Genomic DNA, 19,483 nt, shown 5'->3' with positions numbered 1-19,483 from the left:
AAAATGTGCATTTATATAAATTTATCTGCATACCACTTCTTCCGGTACCTTCTGGACCATGTCCCGTATCTGTGCTTCCGCAATCCCACAGGTCAGCATCACGGCGATAAACCGTTTCAATTCCGAAACGGGTGTCGGCGCCCCTTTCTGCCCTCGGTCCGTTGCCAGATATACGTGTCCACTTCCAACGGTCCGAATCGTCTCTGCCATCTCTTCCGGCATCACACTTTTCTGTGCCAGATTAAACCAGTTCTTCTCAATCACAACCCCCAGCTTCGCCAGTTCCGCCTGATCGTCTCTTCCTATCCTCGTCCTTGGAAACTCTGGATGTGTCAAAATCATATTGACCCCCCGTTTCCGTCCTTCCCTGCATAAAATCAGGGATTCCTCCGGGCTGATATGTCCTGTTGCCAGAAATGCGTCCTTTTCCTTGATAGCATCCATGATGTCGTAGACGCATTCTTTTAATGTTCCATCCTGTTCCAGAATGGTAATACCCCTGCGGTCGAAGAAATCTCCCTCCATGTTTCCGAATACTAGGCTGTTTTTCGCATCCCGGGTCGGCATCCATACAATTTTTGCCCCCGCCCGCAATGCATTTTTCACCGCGTATACATTCAAGCCCCCTGCCGGGCAGTTGAGGCAGAGCCCGCCATACGCTTTCGCCTTACAGCCGCTGTAGCGGTTGATCAGTTCTGCCCGCAAAGCCGTTGATTCATAATGACTTTTCAGCATCACTCCCGCCATTCCTGCCGCGTCTGCCTCCCGGATCAACTGGAATCCATCCAATTCTCTCGGAAAAACAGAGGGCGATGAATGTACATGTAAATCGTATGCACCTTTCAGAAGCTCTTCCGCTTTTTTATTTGCGTCAAGTTCAGTCATAATTCTTCTGTCTACACCCTTTCCGTTTGATAGACTCTTTGAAAGTATTCCGCGGTTTTCTTTCTTTATCCCCATTCTAACACCGGGCATTTGTCTCTGTAAAACAAGTATTCACAGAGTTGACACAATACCCAGCTTGTTTTCTGCCCTTTCCTTCTGTTTTTGCATTTGTTTCTGTTAATTCTTAAAGCTGTCACTTTTTATACGGGCAGGTTTCTTCCCCTAGCAAATTTCCCTCCGTCCCTTGAATCTACAAGGAAAATACAGTATAATGAAAGTTAAACACGGTCTGCACACTGCAGGGCAGTCCGCATGAGAAAGTTTATTTTGCAAAATAAGGAGTTTACTGAGATGAATTTAACCACTGTAAGAGAAATTTACCGTTCCAGAGAGACGTATCTGGACAAAGAAGTTCAGATCGGCGGCTGGGTACGAAGTGTGCGCGGTTCCAAGAACTTTGGCTTCATCGTTGTGAGCGATGGCAGCTACTTTGAGACGCTTCAGGTTGTTTACCATGATACAATGCCGAACTTTGCGGAGATCTCCAAGTTAAACGTAGGCGCATCCATTATCGTAAAAGGTACCCTGGTTGCGACCCCGGAGGCAAAGCAGCCGTTCGAGATTCAGGCGACCGAGGTAGCCGTTGAGGGACCGTCCGCTTCGGATTATCCGCTTCAGAAGAAACGCCACAGCCTTGAGTATCTGCGTACCATCTCCCACCTGCGTCCGAGAACTAACACCTTCCAGGCTGTGTTCCGTGTACGTTCCCTGGCAGCTTACGCGATCCATCAGTATTTCCAGGAGCGCGATTTCGTATATGTCCACACTCCACTGATTACCGCAAGTGACTGCGAGGGCGCCGGTGAGATGTTCCAGGTTACCACGATGGATCTGAACAATGTTCCGAAAAAGGACGACGGCACGGTTGACTACTCTCAGGATTTCTTCGGAAAACCGACCAACTTAACCGTCAGCGGTCAGTTAAACGGCGAGACCTACGCGATGGCATTCCGCAATATCTACACCTTCGGACCGACCTTCCGCGCAGAGAACTCCAACACGACCCGTCATGCAGCTGAGTTCTGGATGATCGAGCCGGAGATGGCATTTGCGGATCTGAACGACAACATGGAAGTTGCCGAGGATATGTTAAAATATGTCATCCGCTACGTCTTAGAGCACGCACCAGAAGAGATGAATTTCTTCAACCAGTTCATCGACAAGGGACTCCTTGACCGCTTAAACCACGTATTAAATTCCGAGTTCGGTCATGTAACCTACACCGAGGCCGTCCGCATCCTCGAAGAGCACAACGACGAATTCGACTACAAGGTATTCTGGGGCTGTGACTTACAGACCGAGCATGAGCGCTACTTAACCGAGAAGATCTTCCAGAAACCGGTCTTCGTTACCGATTATCCGAAGGAGATCAAGGCATTCTACATGAAGATGAACGAGGACGGCAAGACCGTTGCAGCGATGGACTGTCTCGTACCGGGCATCGGCGAGATCATCGGCGGCAGCCAGCGTGAGGACAGCTTAGAGAAGTTAGAGGCGCGTATGGACGAGCTTGGACTCAAAAAGGAGGACTACGATTTCTATCTGGATCTGCGTAAATACGGTTCCGCAAGGCACTCCGGATTTGGTCTTGGATTCGAGCGCTGCGTGATGTACTTAACCGGCGTTTCCAACATCCGTGATGTCATCCCGTTCCCGAGAACCGTAAACAACTGTGAACTGTAAACAATAAGCAACTATGGGGCTGTCGCAAATACTGGAATCTGCTTTCTGCTATTTGCAGCAGTCCCTTTTCTATTATTATTTCAATATGTACATACGGAGTGACAGACTCCTGAAAGGGGGAGAGAATGTGAAATTTATCCATACCGGCGATATCCACTGGGGCATGTCCCCGGACAGCGACAAGCCTTGGAGCCGGGAGCGCAGCCGCGATATCCGCGATACGTTTACCGCCATCATCGCCAAGGCAAAGGAGCTGCGCGTGGACTGCCTGTTCATCGCGGGGGATCTGTTCCACCGCCAGCCGCTGCTGCGCGACCTGAAAGAGGTCAATTACCTGTTTTCCACGATCCCGCAAACACAGGTTGTCATCATCGCGGGCAATCACGACCGGATCCGCAAAAATTCAGCTGTTTTAAGCTTTTCCTGGGCTTCCAACGTGACGTTTCTGGAAAGTGAGGATGTCTCATCCGTCTATTTTGAGGATATCAACACCGAGGTGACCGGCTTTTCTTACTATACTGCGGAGATCCCGGAGCCGCGCCTCGATACTCTTGAAGCGCCGGAGGATGGAAAAATCCACATTCTGCTGGGGCACGGCGGCGACGCGAACCACGTCCCGATCGACCGGGCGGCGCTGGCTTCCTCCGGATTTTCGTATATCGCACTGGGGCACATCCACAGGCCAGAGATCCTACTGGACAAAAAGATGGCATACTGCGGTTCCCCGGAGCCGCTTGATAAGACCGAGACCGGCAGGCACGGCATCCTTTACGGCGAGATCGACCCGGAAAGCTGTCAGGTAACGACACTGGACTTTATTCCGATGGCGAAGCTCCGCTACATCCCGCTCATCGTCCGCGTCACGCCGGATACGACCAACACGGAGCTGTACTTAAAAATCGCCCATGAGATCGAACAGCGCGGCAATGACAATATTTTCCGCTTCAAGGTGCAGGGCATGCGCGATCCCGATATTTCCTTCGATCTGGACGCCTTAAAGCTGCGTTTCCGCATCGCGGATATCATCGATGAGACGGAACCGCAATACGATTTTTCCGCCCTGTTTGCCGAGCATCCAAGCGATATGATCGGCTTTTACATCCAGGCACTGAAAAAACCGGACATGAGTCCGGTGGAGAAAAAGGCGCTGTTTTACGGCATCCACGCCCTGCTTCTCACCACCGATGAAAGGAGTTAGCTTCCATGCGTTTTCTTGATCTTTATATCAGTGGGTTTGGAAAATTTCATGACACAGCCGTCTCCTTTGAGGATGGGTTAAACGTCATTTACGGTAAAAATGAAGCCGGCAAATCCACGATCCACACCTTTATCCGCGGCATGCTCTTCGGCATCGAGCGTCAGAGGGGGCGCGCCGCCAGAAACGACATCTACAGCAAATATGAGCCGTGGGAAAACAGCGGCACCTACGAGGGGCAGCTCCGGCTTGAATCCGACGACGGCACCATTTACCGGATCGAGCGCTCGTTCCAGAAAAATAAGAAGGAATTTACCGTCATCAACGAGACGACCGGACGCGAGGAACCGGACGGCCGCGCCGTTTTGCAGGAAATTTTGGGCGGCATGAGTGAAACCATGTACAACAACACCATCAGCATCAGCCAGTTAAAGAGTGCGACCGATGAAGGCATGGTTTCAGAACTGAAAAACTATATTGCTAACATGAATACCTCTGGCAATATGGCGCTCAATATCACTAAGGCGACCGCCTATCTGAAAAATCAGCGCAAACAATTTGAATCCCAGTTAAGCCCGGAGGCTTCGGTCAACTATACCTCCCTTCTTAGCGAGATCCGCGCGCTGGAACGCGAGCTTTCTTCGCCAAAATACGAGAATCAGTTACAGGAATACTCAAAGCTGCGTGACTCGGTCCGAAATGAACTGGAACATCAGAAAATAGAAAAAGAAGATTTATCCGACCGGCTGCAGAAGAGCCGTCAGGTACTGGATGAGTTTTCCTTTACGGACGAGGCGTCCATCGAGGCGTACCGCAGTCAGGCTGAAACACTCTACCAGGACTATCAGCATGCACAGGTGTCTTCCTCCAGCAAGGGATCCCGGTTTTTCCAGGTGTTTTTCTTTGTCACAGCGGCGATCTGCGCCATCTGCGCGGCATACTGCGGATATCTGGCGTTCTTCCCGCTTCCGTCCCCGTGGCTGGGAGCTGGTCCCACCGCCCTCATCTTTGGCGTCGCTGCTCTTGTGCTTCTCATGCTGGGAACCTGCGTCACACGGCACCGGAGCCGCCGCAAGCAGGAGGCGGAGAAAAGCGCCTCTGTTTTATCGGAGATTTTGCGCCGCCACCTGGGCGAATCCGAGATTTCGGATGAATCCATGAAGCTTTTGTCCCAGCGGCTGGACCGCTTCATCACGCTCTGCCACGCCGTTACAAACTCAGAGGATTCACTGGTAAAACGTTCCGAACAGATCTCGGCGCTGATGGCAAAGCAGAATGACTGCAGCCTTGTCATCGAGGAACAACAACGCGTCCAGTGGGAGTTAGAAAAAAAGCTGGAGCACCTATCCGCCTGCAAAGACCGGGCAGCGGCGCTCAAACACATTTTAAATGAAAATGAGCGCATCCATCAGGAGATCGCCTCTGTGGATCTGGCGCTTGATACCTTAAAAGAGCTTTCCACCACCATCCGGGATTCTTTCGGTCTGTACTTAAATAAGACTGCGTCCGACCTGATCGCCGGAATTACCGGCGGAATTTATTCCAGCATCAGCATCGATGAGAACCTGAATGCGTTTTTAAACACCCGCCGGAAGCTGATCCCGCTTGAACAGGTCAGCAGCGGCACCGCCGACCAGATCTATCTGGCGCTGCGCCTCGCCGCCGCCCACTTTATCCAGGGCGATGCAGACCGGCTGCCGCTCATCTTTGACGACAGCTTCGTCCTCTACGACGACGAGCGCCTGAGAACCGTCCTCAAATGGCTGCCAACCGCCTATTCCGGGCAGATTCTTGTATTTACTTGTCATGAGAGGGAGATGCGGGTGCTGAAGGAAGAAGGAGCTGCGGTGCATGAAGTGCGGTTGTAGGACTCCTTTCATACATAACCGTGATATTGCCTGTTTCCTATGACATTAAAAAGAACGCCATTTTCTGACATGTATTGGTCCGGAAATGACGTTCTTTTTGTTTCTATTTTAAAGGTCTATTTTTAGTCCCGTATTCCCGCCCGATACTTCGCCAGCAGCTTATTGATACGTCCAGTCGGATTTAACAGCTCGCTTAAGGAGGCATCGTGGTTCAGGTTATCGATGATGAGCGCGATGTATTTGCTCATATCGACGCTGATATAGTACGGTCTGGAGAGAAGCTCCGGTGTCTGGTATACCAGGTTGGTGGTCAGGACGCGGTCGATCAGACCGTTCTCATAGTACTCGTCAAACTTCTGCAGTCCGTTGGTAAACAGACCGAAGGTCGCGCATACGAATACCTTTCTCGCCTTGCGGCTCTTTAATTCCTTCGCTACATCTAACATGCTCTCGCCAGAGGAGATCATATCATCGATGATCAGGACATCCTTGCCCTCTACGCTGGATCCCAAGAACTCATGGGCAACGATCGGGTTGCGTCCGTTGACGATCCTGGTGTAATCGCGGCGTTTGTAGAACATACCCATGTCGAGTCCCAGCACGTTGGAGAAGAAGACAGCGCGGGACATACCGCCCTCATCCGGGCTGATGACCATCATGTGATCGCTGTCGATCTCCAGCTCTTTCTCATTTTTCAGCAGATATTTGATAAACTGGTAAATCGGCTGAACGGTCTCAAATCCCTTGAGCGGAATCGCGTTCTGGACACGCGGATCGTGTGCGTCAAAGGTAATGATATTCTCAACGCCCATATCTACCAGCTCTTCCAGCGCCAGCGCGCAGTCCAGGGACTCGCGGCCAGAGCGCTTATGCTGGCGGCTCTCATACAGAAACGGCATGATTACGTTGATACGACGTGCTTTTCCGCCTGCTGCCGCAATGACACGTTTCAGATCCTGATAATGATCATCCGGGGACATATGGTTTACCATGCCGCACAGAGAATATGTCTGGCTGTAGTTGCAGACATCCACGATCAGATATAGATCATCGCCGCGCACCGACGCCTTGATCTCGCCCTTTGCCTCGCCGGAACCAAATCTCGGTGTGTTTGCCCCGATGATGTAGGAGTCTCTCTGATAACCTGAAAATGCGATCGACGTCTTGTGCTCGCTCTCGCGCTCATTTCTCCAGTCCACCAGATATTTGTCTACCTTGCCTACCAGTTCCTCACATCCCTTTAATGGAATCAGTCCCAGCGGACCTACCGGTATCGTCTCAATGATTTTCTCTTCGTACAGCATTTTCCATTTTCCTCCAGCCTGTTTACTCTCTGTTAATTCGCTTTTTTTGCATATGTTAGCGCATTCTAACGTCTCTTTTATATCATTATGTCCCTTATAAGTCAACCCATTACCGGTTTTCCAGCTTTTTTCGTATCCGGATATCCTCGCCGTAGAGCGGAATGATCTGATACTGGCTTATGATCCGTGACATGACGCGATCGGTAAACTCGTCGCGCATCTCATTGACCGGCAGATTGGTGGAAATGATCGTGCCTTTCTTCCGGTTTAAGCGCTCGTTGACCACATAGAAGAGCTGGGAAGTCGTAAACGTATTCACCAGTTCCGTCCCCAGATCGTCGATGATCAGCAGATCGCACTCTAATAAATACTGGGAGCGGTCGCGATCCTCATCGGTCGCATCATTTGCGAAGCGGTCCCTTGAAAATATCTCATACATCTCCACCGCTGGGAGATACACGACGCTGAAACAGCGCTCAATCAGCTCTTTCGCGATGCAGTTGCTTAAAAACGTCTTTCCAAGCCCCGTTTTTCCGGTAAATAAGATATTTCCCTTTTCTTCTTTAAATCCGTCCACATAGCGGTGGCAGAACGCCGTCACCTGCTCCATATATGCGCGGGCAGTCTTGCCGCTACGCGGATCGATCTTCGTGTCATCAAAATAATCATAGGAAAAATGAGAAAAATTTTCCCGCTCCAGCACTTCCCGGATATTCGACTGGGCGTATAACAGATCGATCTCCCGCTGACGGAAACAGTGGCATTTTATGCCGTCTTTGTACCCGGTATCCTTACAGTCCGGACAATTATACTGCATTTCCAGATAGTCCGCCGGATAGCCGTAGGCGCTCATCAGCACCTGGCGCTGCTCTTTCAGGTCTGCGATTGTCCCTCGCAGACGTTTCACCGCGTCCGCATCGCCCGCCAGAAGCTCTTTCGCGCTCTTGACCGCCGCGGCGGCGATCGCGTCGTTCATCTCCCGGACCGCCGGTATTTTCTCATAGACCTCGTCAACCCGCGCGTCCAGCTCATGTTTCTTCTGAAGCTGTGTCCGGTTATAAACACGCATGATCGATTCATACTGCGAATTACTGAGTGCCATCGTCCCCTCCTGTCTTCTGCGCTCCGTTTATCATGCTCCATACCATCTCGTCGTAATCATATCCGTGTTCCTCCAGATTGTGGAACCGGTTGGAAGAACGGCTGCTGCCTGCAGACGCCTGCCGGCGCTTCGCCCCGCCTTCTTCCTTCCGTTTTTTATCTAGCTCTGACACATCCCGGAAGCTCTTGACCCCGGCATTTTTCCAATCCCGCAGGATCTTGTCTGCATAGTCAAACGACGGTTTATGTATCTGCCGGATCGTGCGGCTGCACGCCTCGACGATCAGCTCGCGCGTGAAACCGTACTCCCAGAACCATTTTTCGATAAATTCACTCTCGACCTCCGCCGGGCTCCGGTCCGAAAGCCCCATCGCCCGCATAACCGCGAATGAACCCTTCGTGTAGCCCCTGCCGCTCGCTTTCGCCTGTTCCACATCCTTGATGCCGCGCTTATGCCAGCCGAGCGCCACCTTTTCCATATAGCGCAGGCTGGTGTGATGGTTCTGCACGCAGTACTCAATCAGGTATTCCAGCAATTCCCCGGAAAATCCCAGATTCGAATAGAGATTTCCAAGAATCTGGCAGTCCGTCGGTGTGAGCAGCTTGTTTAAATACTGCTGGGCAATATAAATGAGCTGCTTAAACGACTCATCCGAGGTCAGGCGTGACATATCGCAGGCTGCGGCTTCCCGCGCGGCAGTTTTTGTAGATGGCGCAAAGGAACCAGCGCCCGCCAGGGATTCCGTTGAAGCAAAAACCGGCGAAATTTGCTGTCCCGGCGTCTCCTGAAACGATCGCTGTGCCTCTTCACCGACTTCCGTTCCCAGCACCCCGGCTCTCTGCCAGTATGCCAGCGCGCGCTGCACGTCCGCCTCCGTGTGATTGAGCGCGTCCGCAATCTGTCCGATCGAGACTTCCTCCTGCTGGTGGCGGAGCAGGTACAGATATACCTTCACATATTCTCCACTGGCTCCCGCCATATATGTATCAATAAATACGTCCGGAACCGGCGTCGCGCCCACCGCCAGCCGGTTTTTGAGTCCTATTCCCATCGTCTAACTTCCCTCTTAGCCATTCTGTGTCCTCACATTTCCTGTTACCATTTATCTATCAGCAGCCTGCGGCTGTGTAAACCATTCAAACTGCTGTATTTTACTTTTATTTTGAAATATTCTCTATTTGTTCCATCAAAATCTTCCTGTTTTCTTACTTTTCCACCGTTTTGATTTTGTTTCCGGACTTTTCCACAATTTTGCTCCGGGCAAGACAGTTTTCATCCATTTATCACAGGCTCACTGCGTCTGTTCCTATCATAACATACCTTTTTTTAAAATGAAATACTCCTAATTATGGTTCGCGGCCGACACTTTTAGACCAATTTTTCCACTATTTTGATTGTGGATAATGTGGATAATGTGGAAAAAGCCTTCAAAAATCCTCAAAAAATAACCCTTCCTCCGACAAAATCCTTATTTTATCAACATTTTCGGCATTTCCCCATTTCCGCATTTAGGCGCAAAAAATCCACATAGTTCCTTTACATAATATGTTGAAAACTATGTGGATAATGTGGATAACTATATGTACTCTGGGAGTGCATCTATTTCGCAAGGAGGTTTTCCCCTACATTTACAACGTCTCCGGCGCCCATGGTTATCAACAGGTCGCCCTGTGTACAATGTTCCATGACAAATTTTTCTATTTCATCGAACGTCGGCAGATACCATGCTTCTTTTCCTTTTTCTTTTAGAAGTTTCACGATATCCTCTGAGCTGATGCCGAGCGTGTCCGTCTCGCGCGCCGCGTAGATATCCGCCAGAATGACTTTATCTGCCAGTGAGAGCGCCTCGGCAAACTGCGGCAGAAATGCCTTCGTCCGCGTGTAGGTGTGCGGCTGGAAAATGCACCAGAGTGTCTTGTGTGGATAGTTCTGCGCCGTCTTTAAGGTAGCCTCGATCTCATGCGGATGATGCGCATAGTCGTCGATGATGGTAAATCCATTTACCTCACCCTTCTTTTCGAACCGGCGGTTGGTTCCGGTAAAATGTGCCAGTCCCACGCGGATGGCGTCCATGGAGATGCCATTTTCCAGGGAAACAGCGATGGCTGCCAGCGCATTGTATACATTGTGCTCACCTGCCACACCGAGCGTCAGGCGCTCTTTCTTCTCACCGCCGATATAAAGATCGAAGGACGGATGCGCGTAATCGTCATACTGGATATCACCGGCACTGTAATCGTTGCCGCGGCTGTGACCAAAAGTAATAACCTTGCCTTTTGCCGCTTCTATGATCCCCTGATAGTTCTCGATATCGCCGTTGATGACAATCGCGCCCTGAGCCGGTACGCGCTCGGCAAACAACTTGAAAGAATGACGGATATCCGCCAGATCCTTGAAGAAATCGAGATGGTCTTCTTCTATATTAAGGATGACCGCCATCGTCGGGTAGAAGGATAGGAAGCTGTTGGTATACTCACACGCCTCCGTCACGAAAAATTCCGGTCCGCCGACACGGATGTTGCCGCCGATCGCCGGAAGAATGCCGCCGACCGAGATCGTCGGGTCATTTTTCGCCTGCAAGAAAATTTCCGTCACCATCGAAGTGGTCGTCGTTTTGCCGTGTGTTCCGGCAATCGCGATCGCATTTTTATAGTTCCGCATCATCTCGCCCAAGAGTTCCGCACGGGTCAGCATCGGGATGCCGCGCCGTTTTACTTCCTGAAATTCCGGGTTATCCGGGTGAATCGCCGCCGTGTAGACTACCACATCGATGCCATCCTGGATATTCTCCGCTTTCTGTCCGATATATACCTTCGCGCCGCGCGCCTCCAGGTTATCGGTCAGCTCCGAACGGTGTGCGTCCGAGCCAGACACGGTAAATCCCTCGTCCATCAAAATCTCTGCCAGTCCGCTCATGCTGATACCGCCGATTCCGATGAAATGGACGGATTCTGGTTTATTAAAATCAATCTGATATACATTCTCACTCATATTTGTGCATTCCTTCCCCGCCGCAGGCGGTTTTTGTTTTCGCAGACGCCATAGAAAAACGATATGGAACCGCGAGGCATTGTGTTTTCACGTCCTTTTAATTTAACTTCTTTTACATGAAATTGTCAATATAAGGCAAAAAAAAATAAAAGATACACGCCAGCCATCGCACTGCGATCCGTCTGTAACATGCATCTTTTATATCATTTAAGTTATGTCTTTTTCTTAGCGTCCCGTTGCCAGACACTTGCCGAACAGCATGGTTTTATAACGGTTTAACGCCGCCAGAAGAATGCTTCCCAGCACACCGATTGCCAGCACCTCGCCGATCCCGACGGTCAGCATCATGAACGGAATCAGATCCTCAGAGCCGTATGCAAACCGGAGCACCCACGGTACAATGATCGTGTTAGCCAGGATCGGCGGTACACATACCAAAACCTTACTCTTGCGGAGCGCATAGGAGCCGACTGCCCCGATCAGGGTTGCCAGGCTTCCGAATACGATATCCAGTCCGGCTGCCCCGCAGAACAGATTGGATAAAAAGCATCCGACAAAGAGTCCCGGAATCGCTGCCGGGGTAAAGAACGGCAGGATGCAGAGTGCTTCCGAAATACGGAACTGCACCGGTCCGAAACTGATCGGCTGGAATGCCATCGTCAGCGCTACGTAGATGGCCGCGATCGCCGCACCATACGCCAGAAAATACGTGTTTTTCAGGTTGTTTTCTTTCATATTCAATTCTCCTTTAGTTTTGTTTTACGAGTGGAAGGTCACGAACACTCGATTCATTTTACGCCGGAAATCGGCGGCAGCCCTGTAAGACCTTGTTTTTGCGGGCTTTGCAACGGGTATGAGTATAACATAGAGCAGATAGAAATACAAGTTTTCTTTTCGCTTATCGCCACTGCAAGTTCTACCACTTTGCCATAAAAAAGCACTTTCCCTTTCTTTCTATCTCCTGTATAATAGAATCTACGTGATTTTGTGCCGGATGCTGCACAGACAGTTGGATCATTCGGGAGATATTGCATTTGCACATTTAACTCAGCTCCCCGACACTCGTCAACCCCATTTCATCATCACAAAGGAAGTATGTATTTTATGAAAGCACTCTACGAACGCTGGACAGCCATCAGCCTGCCTAAACGAATTCTGGGCGGCATGATTCTCGGCGCTGTTCTGGGAATGGTGATTCCGCAGGCAGTCGGACTCTCAATCCTTGGAAATCTATTTGTCAACGCATTAAAGGGCATCGCGCCCCTGCTCGTATTTTTCCTTGTTATCAGTTCCCTCTGCCAGGCAAAGCAGAGCCACGGCGGCATCATCCGCACCGTTATCTGCCTTTACCTGTTCAACACACTGCTCGGCGCTGTGATCGCGGTCGTCGCAAGTAAACTGTTCCCGATCACCCTGACACTTGCACAGGCTGCAGAAGAAACCTCTGCCCCGCAGGGAATCGCAGAAGTCCTGCAGACACTTTTATTAAATGTCGTAAAGAACCCGATCACCTCCATCGCAGAGGCAAACTACATCGGTATCCTGGCGTGGGCGGTTCTCTTCGGCGTGGCGATGCGCGGCGCCAGCGAACGCACGAAAGAAATTATGGACAATTTTGCGGCGGCACTGTCCAAGGTTGTTACCTGGATCATCAACTTTGCCCCGTTCGGTATTCTCGGACTTGTGTTTGACACTGTATCCACCAACGGTTTACAGGTATTTACCGAATATGGACGGCTTCTCGCCGTGCTGGTTGGCTCGATGCTGTTTATCTACTTCGTAACCAACCCGATTCTCGTATACTGGTGCATCCACCAAAACCCGTTCCCGCTGATTTTCAAGTGTCTGAAACGAAGCGCGGTCACCGCCTTCTTTACCCGGAGCTCAGCGGCAAATATCCCGATCAACATGGAAGTCTGCGAGGAAATGGGACTGGACAAAAATACCTACTCTGTTACCATCCCGCTCGGTGCGACCATCAATATGAACGGTGCGGCTGTTACCATCACCGTCATGACGCTGGCGGCAGCCAATACACTGGGAATTCCGGTGGATATTCCGACCGCCATCATTTTAAGCGTCCTGTCGGCACTTTCCGCCTGCGGCGCATCCGGTGTTGCCGGTGGTTCCCTGCTCTTAATTCCGCTTGCCTGCTCCTTGTTTGGCATCTCCAGCGATGTCGCCATGCAGGTCATCGGTGTTGGATTTATCATCGGTGTAGTACAGGATTCGGTCGAGACAGCACTCAACTCTTCCTGCGATCTTCTGCTTTCCGCAGCGGCACAGTTTAGGGAGTGGAGAAAAGAAGGACGGGAGATTACCTATTAAAATTATATTATATGCATATTGAAATCAATTTTTCCATATGCTATAATGCCAATAGGCAAACGAATGACAGTACTCACAGAGTACACAAAAAGCCCCCGGTGTGTGCTGACACCGGGGGCTCGCCTTTTTTGAAAAGGAGGCTTAAACCTTTGCTACCTACTCATCTCCATCCAGCCACTTACAAATATAGTAAGCCACAATGCTGGCTATCACAGAGAGCACGAATGACAGTATTCCTCCCACACAGTACACCCCCTTTCCGCACCTGTCTAGGGGTGGTAGCTGTATCAGTATAACACAGAAATTAATCACTCGCACTATATTTGTGCTTCTGCATCTTTTTTAATTGCATTTTAAAAGCGGCTAGATTTTTTCCAGCCGCTTTTATCTTATTTATTCTTCTTATAGATAATCCACAACCCCCGCAATAACAATTCATCATCTAATTCTATCTGATGCCGGCACAGCGGAATGATTTTTCTGGCAAGACCGCCGGTGGCTACAACGGTGGCTTTCTGGCCGAGTTCCTCTTCAATCCGGTCTACCATGCCGTCGATGCAGGACGCATTGCCATAGAGAGCGCCGCTCTGCATACATTCAACCGTATTCTTGCCGATCAGGCGCTTTGGCGGGTCAAGGCTGATGCGCGGAAGCTGGGCGGTCCGGCTGGTCAGGGAATTCATCGATACACCTATTCCCGGCAGAATCATGCCGCCGATGTACTGCTTGTTCTCATTCACCACACAGATGGTGGTTGCCGTTCCCATATCGATCAGAATAAGCGGCACCGGATACCGGTTGATTCCCGCGACGGCACCGACGATCAGATCAGTACCGACGGAGGACGGATTGTCCATCAGCACTTCCAGGCCGATATTCATATCCACATTGACGACCAGAGCTTCCTGCCCCGTCACCTTGCGGATCGCCTCCCGCATCAAGGATGTAACCGGCGGTACTACCGAACCGATGATCGCGCCGGTGATCTCACTTACCTTGATTTCCCGCAGCTCCAGCACCATTTTCAGGGAAATCGCATAGTCAAGCTCTGTTTTCCCGCTGTCTGTCGCCATCCGCTCGGTAAAGAGGATTTCCCCATCCTCAATACAACCGAGAACCACATTCGTATTTCCGATATCCAATGCCAAAATCATACTGTCTTACCCCCTGCTTTTTTCCAGAGCCGGTACAAATTTTGCCCGGTAAAGCGCTGCGCCGACTGCACCGGTGATGATTGTGGACGATACCATCTCGCATACTGCATTGATTCCTACGAAACCGCATACGAACAGGATGATATTTTTTCCGCCGATCAGCCCCTGCATATATTCGGTATTGCCAAACAGAACGACTAAAGCCGTCATAAAGAAAACTGTATTTAAAAACGCGGAACAGAATCCGGTTACCAGACTTGCCATGTACGCATCGGTTCTGCGGCGTACAAACTGGAAAATGTAGCCTAACAGAAGACCATCCAGCATACGTGGAACGAATCTCTGCACAAATGCCAGAAACGGGTTAATGCTGAAAAGCATCGCGCCCATCGCACTGCTGCCGCCGATGCCGATGCACTGTAAAAAGCTGGTCATGCCGAAAACTGCACCGATCGCTGCGCCGCCTGCCGGTCCCAGCGTGATCGCCGCGATCGCAACCGGAATCACATTAAATGTAATCGCCAGCGGCCCAATATTCAGATATCCGAGGGGGGTGTACGCCATCAGCAGAAGAATGCCGGTCATAAGACCTAAGATGACAAGTTTAGATGTGTTGTTTGTTGTGTTCATGAAATTTTCCTCCTTGTTATTATTCCCGGTTTGAAAACCTGCTGCACCTTTTGTTCACCAGCCTGCCGCTCACCTGCGCCAATATCATGTGCATAAAATCCTTACAAATTCCGTTCTTTCCGGCGATACCATCCAGAAAAGCCGCGAGCCAGGGCATTTTAATTCCCCGTCTCTTCCGGTATGATTCTCCATCTCAGATACAGATCCGTATGCAGATACGCACATTCCGGCAGAAGTTTCTTTCTTCTGCCGCTTTCCGCAGATTTGCTGCCAGCACGTTCGGTGCCTGTTTTCTATGGGATACAATACAACTGCTGCCGCCTGTCCCTGTTCACATCCAGTGAAAACCAGGTCAGCCAGCAGACACCTCCACACTATATCACATCACTTTTCAACATACAACCAACAATTCTACCAGAATATGTGCTGTTTTTTATTGTCTTTTCACAAAATACATGTTTCTTTCCTCTCCTGTTATGTGCGCTTACCAAAGCCCCAACAGAGAACGGAAGCCAAAAAGGGTTTACAATTTTTCCTCCAGATGCTATGCTGTTCGAAAATGACCCAGAAAACCAGAGTACAAACCGAAAGGATATATATTATGTTAACTGGAAAAACGATTATTTTGGGAGTAACCGGCGGAATCGCCGCATACAAGGCGGCGAACCTTGCCAGCCTTTTAAAGAAACAGCACGCGGATGTACACGTGATTATGACTAAAAATGCGATGGAATTTATCACACCGCTTACCTTTGAGACCCTGACCGTCAATAAATGCCTGACGGACACCTTTGACCGGAATTTTAAATTTGAGGTAGAACATATCGAACTGGCTAAAAAAGCGGATCTGGCGATCATCGCACCGGCAACCGCTAACGTCTGTGCCAAACTGGCACACGGACTTGCCGATGATATGCTGACGACCACGCTCTTAGCCTGCCAGTGCCCGCGCATCATTGCTCCGGCGATGAACACACGGATGTATGAGAATCCTATTACCCAAGATAATCTCCGCCTGTTAGAACATTACGGCTTTACCATCATCGAACCGGCAAGCGGTCTGCTCGCCTGCGGCGATTCCGGAAAGGGCAAATTTCCGGATGAGGGGCTGATCCTGGAATATATTCTCCGCGCGATCGCCTACCCGAAGGATCTCGCTGGAAAGAAGATCCTTGTGACCGCCGGTCCGACCCAGGAAGCTGTCGATCCGGTGCGCTACCTCACGAACCATTCAACGGGAAAAATGGGATACGCCCTGGCACGGATGGCGATGCTGCGCGGCGCCGATGTGACACTCGTCACCGGACAAACCTCGCTGACTCCACCTCCGTTTGTCAACACTGTCCACATTAAGAGCGCGCACGACCTCTTCGAGGCAGTTACCTCCCGGAGCGAGGAACAGGACATCATCATCAAGGCGGCAGCCGTCGCTGACTACCGTCCGGCAGTCGTTTCAGACGAAAAAGTCAAAAAATCCGATGATGATCTGAGTCTAAAACTGGAACGCACGGAAGACACTTTAAGCTGGCTTGGAGCACATAAACGCCCAGGACAACTGCTCTGCGGCTTCGCGATGGAAACTTCTAATTTGGAGGAGCGTGCCCGCGGCAAGCTGGAGCGCAAACATCTGGATCTCATCGCGGCCAACAACTTAAAGGTAGCCGGCGCCGGATTCGGCACCGATACAAACGTCATCACGCTGATCGATAAGCAGCAGACCCGCCATCTGGAGCAGATGAGTAAGGAAGCGGCGGCGATGGAGATATTGACGGTTTTACGCGATATGATGAAATAGATTTTGATTGAAATAGATAGAGAAAGAGGAAGCAACCGAGGTTGATGGACGGATGCCTCCTCTTTCATTGAATATGGAATATATCATAAGCGTTATTTTTAGAATGTGGCTATTTAAAACGAATCCGCCATACTCCTATGATCAAGATAATTTCAGAAAGCAATCGCAATACTTTCGTGATTCGATAAGCTGTATCCTCTTTTATCTCTGGACTCTCCTGCAAGTATTTGCATTCAATAAAAGCCCTTGCCGCAATTTCTCCAAAAACTGCCAGCGCTAAAAATAAAGAAAAGCCTGCCATGCCTTTTGCATAACTGTACAATGACAGTAAGAATAAAATAGAGACGCCTAAATTGTATAATGTCAGCCAGAATTTTTTCTTCATATCGATCACCTCTCGATTCAATCCAAGTGTAACAGAGTCTTTTATTAAGCAAAAATGTTCTAATGACGAGGCCATACTCCTACCACCAAAATAAGACCACAAAGATATCCGAGTGTTTTTGCGATCCGATAGGTTTTATCCTTTTTGATTTCCGGATTCTCTCGTAAAAATTTCCATTCAAATTTTGCCTCCATAATACTTGCTACCAATACCGGTATCGCTAAACATAAGGTCACCGTTGTCAAGCCTTGAAGAGACGTGTACAGTAACAATAAAAGTACCACCGAACCGCCTAAATGGTATAATATCAGCCAGAATTTTTTCTTCATATCGATCACCTCTCGATTCACTATCCTGACAGGGCTGAAATCTCACAAAACAGCAACCTCTCTTTATTTTTGCAAAACCAGACATGTCTCTTATTTATTCTAATAATATCAGATTTATGTTCCAAAATATATAGACATTTTCTTGCTTTTCTTACAAAATAGTTACAAAAATAACTCTACCAAAATGAAAAGGTACTTTTATAAATGAGAATATCCGCCCTCTTTTAATATCTGCTCTCGAATATCCCTTGCCTTTGGATATCCTTCTTCCATAAGCTGGATGGACATTTCATTCAGCGCTTGTCGATGTTATTTTCATTCCAAATCACCCTATTTTTTGTTCGAACGGCTATATAATTGTTTTGGTGAAATAATAAAGCCGTTCGGCTATGTCAACATTTTTCAGTTTTACTCTATACTCGCTTCTTGCCCCTGCGTAATCAGTTCCGCGATCAATCTCGCCCCATTCACAATATCCCCCACCTTCGCATACTCCCGCACGGAATGAACATCGTACATACCGCAGGAAAGCACCGCGCATGGGATTCCGTGCTGCATCATCGTGTTTCCGTCGCTGCCGCCGAAGGTGCTGCCGAATTTCGGCTCGATTCCCAGGGTGCGGCAGGCCTCGGCAAAATGAACTGCCACCGGCGCGTCCGGTTCCAGATGGAAGGCTTTGACATGGAGGCGGTGTGTGAAGGAAAGCTCTGCCCCCGCCTCTTTGACGGCGGTTTCAAACACCGCACGGACATCTTCCAGGGTCTCCATTGCCTTTTCATGGCTGTAGCTGCGGATCTCGCCCCGGCAGGTGCAGAGTTCCGGCACGGCATTCACAACCGAACCGCCCGAAATCAAGCCCACATTCAGGGTTGTTTCCTCATCCACGTGCCCCAGCTTTAATGCGGCAATCGCGCGGGCCGCCGTCTGAATCGCGTGGATGCCTTTCTCCGGCTCAAATCCAGCGTGCGCTGCGCGCCCCTTGACTGCCGCCTCAAAGGAAAGGATCGTCGGGGCCTGCAGGATTGCTGTTCCGACCGGTCCGGTCACATCTAAAACATACGACTCCCTCGCTTTCACCTGACTGAAATCGAACTCCGAGCTTCCTCTTGTGAACGGCTCTTCCGCCGCCGCAAATAAAATCTCAATATCCCGGTGCGGGATTCCCGCATCCTGCACGGCACGGATGCCTTCTAAGATGGCGATTACCCCGGTCAGATCGTCCGCGCCAAGCACGGTGGTTCCATCCGAAGTGATGGTTCCGTCCTCATGAAAAACCGGCTTCTTTCCGATTCCCGGCGCGACCGTGTCCATATGCCCGGACAGAAGGATCGGCGGGCCAGACAGTCCGCCCTTTAACGTTCCAAACAGATTTCCCGCATTGCCTCCTATTTTCTCGGCTGTGTCATCTTCCTTTGCCTGGATTCCCAGCTCTGCGAGCCTTTCCTTCAAGCGATCCGCCATCTCGCGTTCCCCGAAACTTTCTGAGTCGATCCGCGCCAGCTCGCCGAATTCGGCGCGGATGCGGGCTTCGTTTATCTCAATCTGTGCCATGATGACTTCCTCCTGTTTTCCATTCTTTTTTCTATCTATTTTTTACTCTCCCGCTAATTCCTACTATTTTTCTCTGTTTTGTGTATTATACACCGGAACATGATTGTAAGCAACGCGGAAATTTTTAAATGTACTTTCATATTCTTTTTTATATTCGCTGAAAAATCTGTTATACTAAAAATACAAAAAATTTTAATTTCAAGTCGAACGTCCGTGAGACAAA

At 50.0% G+C, this 19,483-nt stretch carries 16 protein-coding genes; 5 read left to right on the top strand and 11 right to left on the bottom strand.

Annotation, left to right across the window (positions count from 1 at the left end; genetic code table 11):
- Window positions 1-21: 21 nt before the first annotated feature.
- Window positions 22-885, bottom strand: coding sequence for a DUF6282 family protein (locus tag PG862_RS12605; RefSeq protein ID WP_107001705.1), 864 nt, complete (start codon window positions 883-885; stop codon window positions 22-24).
- 351 nt (window positions 886-1,236) lie between these two features.
- Between PG862_RS12605 and asnS the strand changes: the two genes are divergently transcribed.
- From asnS to PG862_RS12590, 3 genes are all read left to right on the top strand, one after another.
- Entirely contained in the window at window positions 1,237-2,628 is a 1,392-nt protein-coding gene (asnS, locus tag PG862_RS12600; RefSeq protein ID WP_107001706.1) for an asparagine--tRNA ligase, read from the top strand.
- 127 nt (window positions 2,629-2,755) lie between these two features.
- Window positions 2,756-3,826, top strand: a complete 1,071-nt coding sequence (locus PG862_RS12595; protein ID WP_270707618.1) for a metallophosphoesterase family protein — start codon at window positions 2,756-2,758, stop codon at window positions 3,824-3,826.
- 5 nt (window positions 3,827-3,831) lie between these two features.
- Window positions 3,832-5,691, top strand: coding sequence for an ATP-binding protein (locus PG862_RS12590; protein WP_270707617.1), 1,860 nt, complete (start codon window positions 3,832-3,834; stop codon window positions 5,689-5,691).
- A 122-nt stretch (window positions 5,692-5,813) separates the two neighbouring features.
- Here PG862_RS12590 and PG862_RS12585 read toward each other — a convergent pair whose 3' ends face one another.
- The 5 genes from PG862_RS12585 to PG862_RS12565 form a co-directional block, all read right to left on the bottom strand.
- On the bottom strand, window positions 5,814-6,995 hold the full coding sequence (locus tag PG862_RS12585; RefSeq protein ID WP_022359580.1) for a ribose-phosphate pyrophosphokinase: 1,182 nt from the start codon (window positions 6,993-6,995) through the stop codon (window positions 5,814-5,816).
- A gap of 109 nt (window positions 6,996-7,104) precedes the next feature.
- Window positions 7,105-8,097 carry an ATP-binding protein gene (locus PG862_RS12580; RefSeq protein ID WP_118482233.1) on the bottom strand — a complete coding sequence of 331 codons (993 nt, stop codon included), beginning with the start codon at window positions 8,095-8,097 and terminating at the stop codon, window positions 7,105-7,107.
- Window positions 8,084-9,148, bottom strand: a complete 1,065-nt coding sequence (locus PG862_RS12575) for a DnaD domain protein (RefSeq protein ID WP_118293765.1) — start codon at window positions 9,146-9,148, stop codon at window positions 8,084-8,086. Before PG862_RS12575 ends, PG862_RS12580 begins: the two co-directional genes overlap by 14 nt.
- Before the next feature lie 548 nt (window positions 9,149-9,696).
- Window positions 9,697-11,088, bottom strand: a complete 1,392-nt coding sequence (gene murC / locus PG862_RS12570) for a UDP-N-acetylmuramate--L-alanine ligase (RefSeq protein ID WP_270707614.1) — start codon at window positions 11,086-11,088, stop codon at window positions 9,697-9,699.
- 225 nt (window positions 11,089-11,313) lie between these two features.
- On the bottom strand, window positions 11,314-11,823 hold the full coding sequence (locus PG862_RS12565) for a QueT transporter family protein (RefSeq protein ID WP_022359584.1): 510 nt from the start codon (window positions 11,821-11,823) through the stop codon (window positions 11,314-11,316).
- 369 nt (window positions 11,824-12,192) lie between these two features.
- On the opposite strand from PG862_RS12565, the gene sstT reads away from it, so the two are divergent.
- Complete coding sequence (sstT, locus tag PG862_RS12560) at window positions 12,193-13,416, top strand: serine/threonine transporter SstT (protein ID WP_270707610.1); 1,224 nt, start codon at window positions 12,193-12,195, stop codon at window positions 13,414-13,416.
- 389 nt (window positions 13,417-13,805) lie between these two features.
- On the opposite strand, the gene PG862_RS12555 is transcribed toward sstT, so the two are convergent.
- Together PG862_RS12555 and PG862_RS12550 are read right to left on the bottom strand one after the other, a co-directional pair.
- Window positions 13,806-14,570, bottom strand: coding sequence for a type III pantothenate kinase (locus PG862_RS12555; protein ID WP_118293762.1), 765 nt, complete (start codon window positions 14,568-14,570; stop codon window positions 13,806-13,808).
- A 6-nt stretch (window positions 14,571-14,576) separates the two neighbouring features.
- Window positions 14,577-15,200: an ECF transporter S component gene (locus tag PG862_RS12550; protein ID WP_107001715.1), complete on the bottom strand. Its 624-nt coding sequence runs from the start codon at window positions 15,198-15,200 to the stop codon at window positions 14,577-14,579.
- A gap of 601 nt (window positions 15,201-15,801) precedes the next feature.
- On the opposite strand from PG862_RS12550, the gene coaBC reads away from it, so the two are divergent.
- Window positions 15,802-16,995 (top strand): bifunctional phosphopantothenoylcysteine decarboxylase/phosphopantothenate--cysteine ligase CoaBC, encoded by a 1,194-nt coding sequence (coaBC, locus tag PG862_RS12545; protein WP_270707608.1) that lies wholly within the window; start codon window positions 15,802-15,804, stop codon window positions 16,993-16,995.
- A 109-nt stretch (window positions 16,996-17,104) separates the two neighbouring features.
- On the opposite strand, the gene PG862_RS12540 is transcribed toward coaBC, so the two are convergent.
- The 3 genes from PG862_RS12540 to PG862_RS12530 form a co-directional block, all read right to left on the bottom strand.
- Window positions 17,105-17,380 carry a hypothetical protein gene (locus PG862_RS12540; protein WP_270707606.1) on the bottom strand — a complete coding sequence of 92 codons (276 nt, stop codon included), beginning with the start codon at window positions 17,378-17,380 and terminating at the stop codon, window positions 17,105-17,107.
- A 59-nt stretch (window positions 17,381-17,439) separates the two neighbouring features.
- Complete coding sequence (locus tag PG862_RS12535) at window positions 17,440-17,709, bottom strand: hypothetical protein (RefSeq protein ID WP_270707605.1); 270 nt, start codon at window positions 17,707-17,709, stop codon at window positions 17,440-17,442.
- 408 nt (window positions 17,710-18,117) lie between these two features.
- Window positions 18,118-19,260: a M20/M25/M40 family metallo-hydrolase gene (locus tag PG862_RS12530; RefSeq protein ID WP_270707604.1), complete on the bottom strand. Its 1,143-nt coding sequence runs from the start codon at window positions 19,258-19,260 to the stop codon at window positions 18,118-18,120.
- Between the last annotated feature and the right edge of the window lie 223 nt (window positions 19,261-19,483).

This window comes from Clostridium fessum, from assembly GCF_027698965.1.
Taxonomy (GTDB): domain Bacteria; phylum Bacillota; class Clostridia; order Lachnospirales; family Lachnospiraceae; genus Otoolea; species Otoolea fessa.
Note: the sequence above shows the minus strand (reverse complement) of the source record. Positions and strands in the feature narration are given on the sequence as shown.

Excerpts from the sequence above, each read along its gene's own strand:
- PG862_RS12605 (WP_107001705.1), bottom strand. The coding sequence starts at position 885 with ATGACTGAACTTGACGCAAATAAAAAAGCGGAAGAGCTTCTGAAAGGT.
- asnS (WP_107001706.1), top strand. The coding sequence starts at position 1,237 with ATGAATTTAACCACTGTAAGAGAAATTTACCGTTCCAGAGAGACGTAT.
- PG862_RS12590 (WP_270707617.1), top strand. The coding sequence starts at position 3,832 with ATGCGTTTTCTTGATCTTTATATCAGTGGGTTTGGAAAATTTCATGAC.
- PG862_RS12585 (WP_022359580.1), bottom strand. The coding sequence starts at position 6,995 with ATGCTGTACGAAGAGAAAATCATTGAGACGATACCGGTAGGTCCGCTG.
- PG862_RS12580 (WP_118482233.1), bottom strand. The coding sequence starts at position 8,097 with ATGGCACTCAGTAATTCGCAGTATGAATCGATCATGCGTGTTTATAAC.
- PG862_RS12575 (WP_118293765.1), bottom strand. The coding sequence starts at position 9,148 with ATGGGAATAGGACTCAAAAACCGGCTGGCGGTGGGCGCGACGCCGGTT.
- murC (WP_270707614.1), bottom strand. The coding sequence starts at position 11,088 with ATGAGTGAGAATGTATATCAGATTGATTTTAATAAACCAGAATCCGTC.
- PG862_RS12565 (WP_022359584.1), bottom strand. The coding sequence starts at position 11,823 with ATGAAAGAAAACAACCTGAAAAACACGTATTTTCTGGCGTATGGTGCG.
- sstT (WP_270707610.1), top strand. The coding sequence starts at position 12,193 with ATGAAAGCACTCTACGAACGCTGGACAGCCATCAGCCTGCCTAAACGA.
- PG862_RS12555 (WP_118293762.1), bottom strand. The coding sequence starts at position 14,570 with ATGATTTTGGCATTGGATATCGGAAATACGAATGTGGTTCTCGGTTGT.
- PG862_RS12550 (WP_107001715.1), bottom strand. The coding sequence starts at position 15,200 with ATGAACACAACAAACAACACATCTAAACTTGTCATCTTAGGTCTTATG.
- coaBC (WP_270707608.1), top strand. The coding sequence starts at position 15,802 with ATGTTAACTGGAAAAACGATTATTTTGGGAGTAACCGGCGGAATCGCC.
- PG862_RS12540 (WP_270707606.1), bottom strand. The coding sequence starts at position 17,380 with ATGAAGAAAAAATTCTGGCTGACATTATACAATTTAGGCGTCTCTATT.
- PG862_RS12535 (WP_270707605.1), bottom strand. The coding sequence starts at position 17,709 with ATGAAGAAAAAATTCTGGCTGATATTATACCATTTAGGCGGTTCGGTG.
- PG862_RS12530 (WP_270707604.1), bottom strand. The coding sequence starts at position 19,260 with ATGGCACAGATTGAGATAAACGAAGCCCGCATCCGCGCCGAATTCGGC.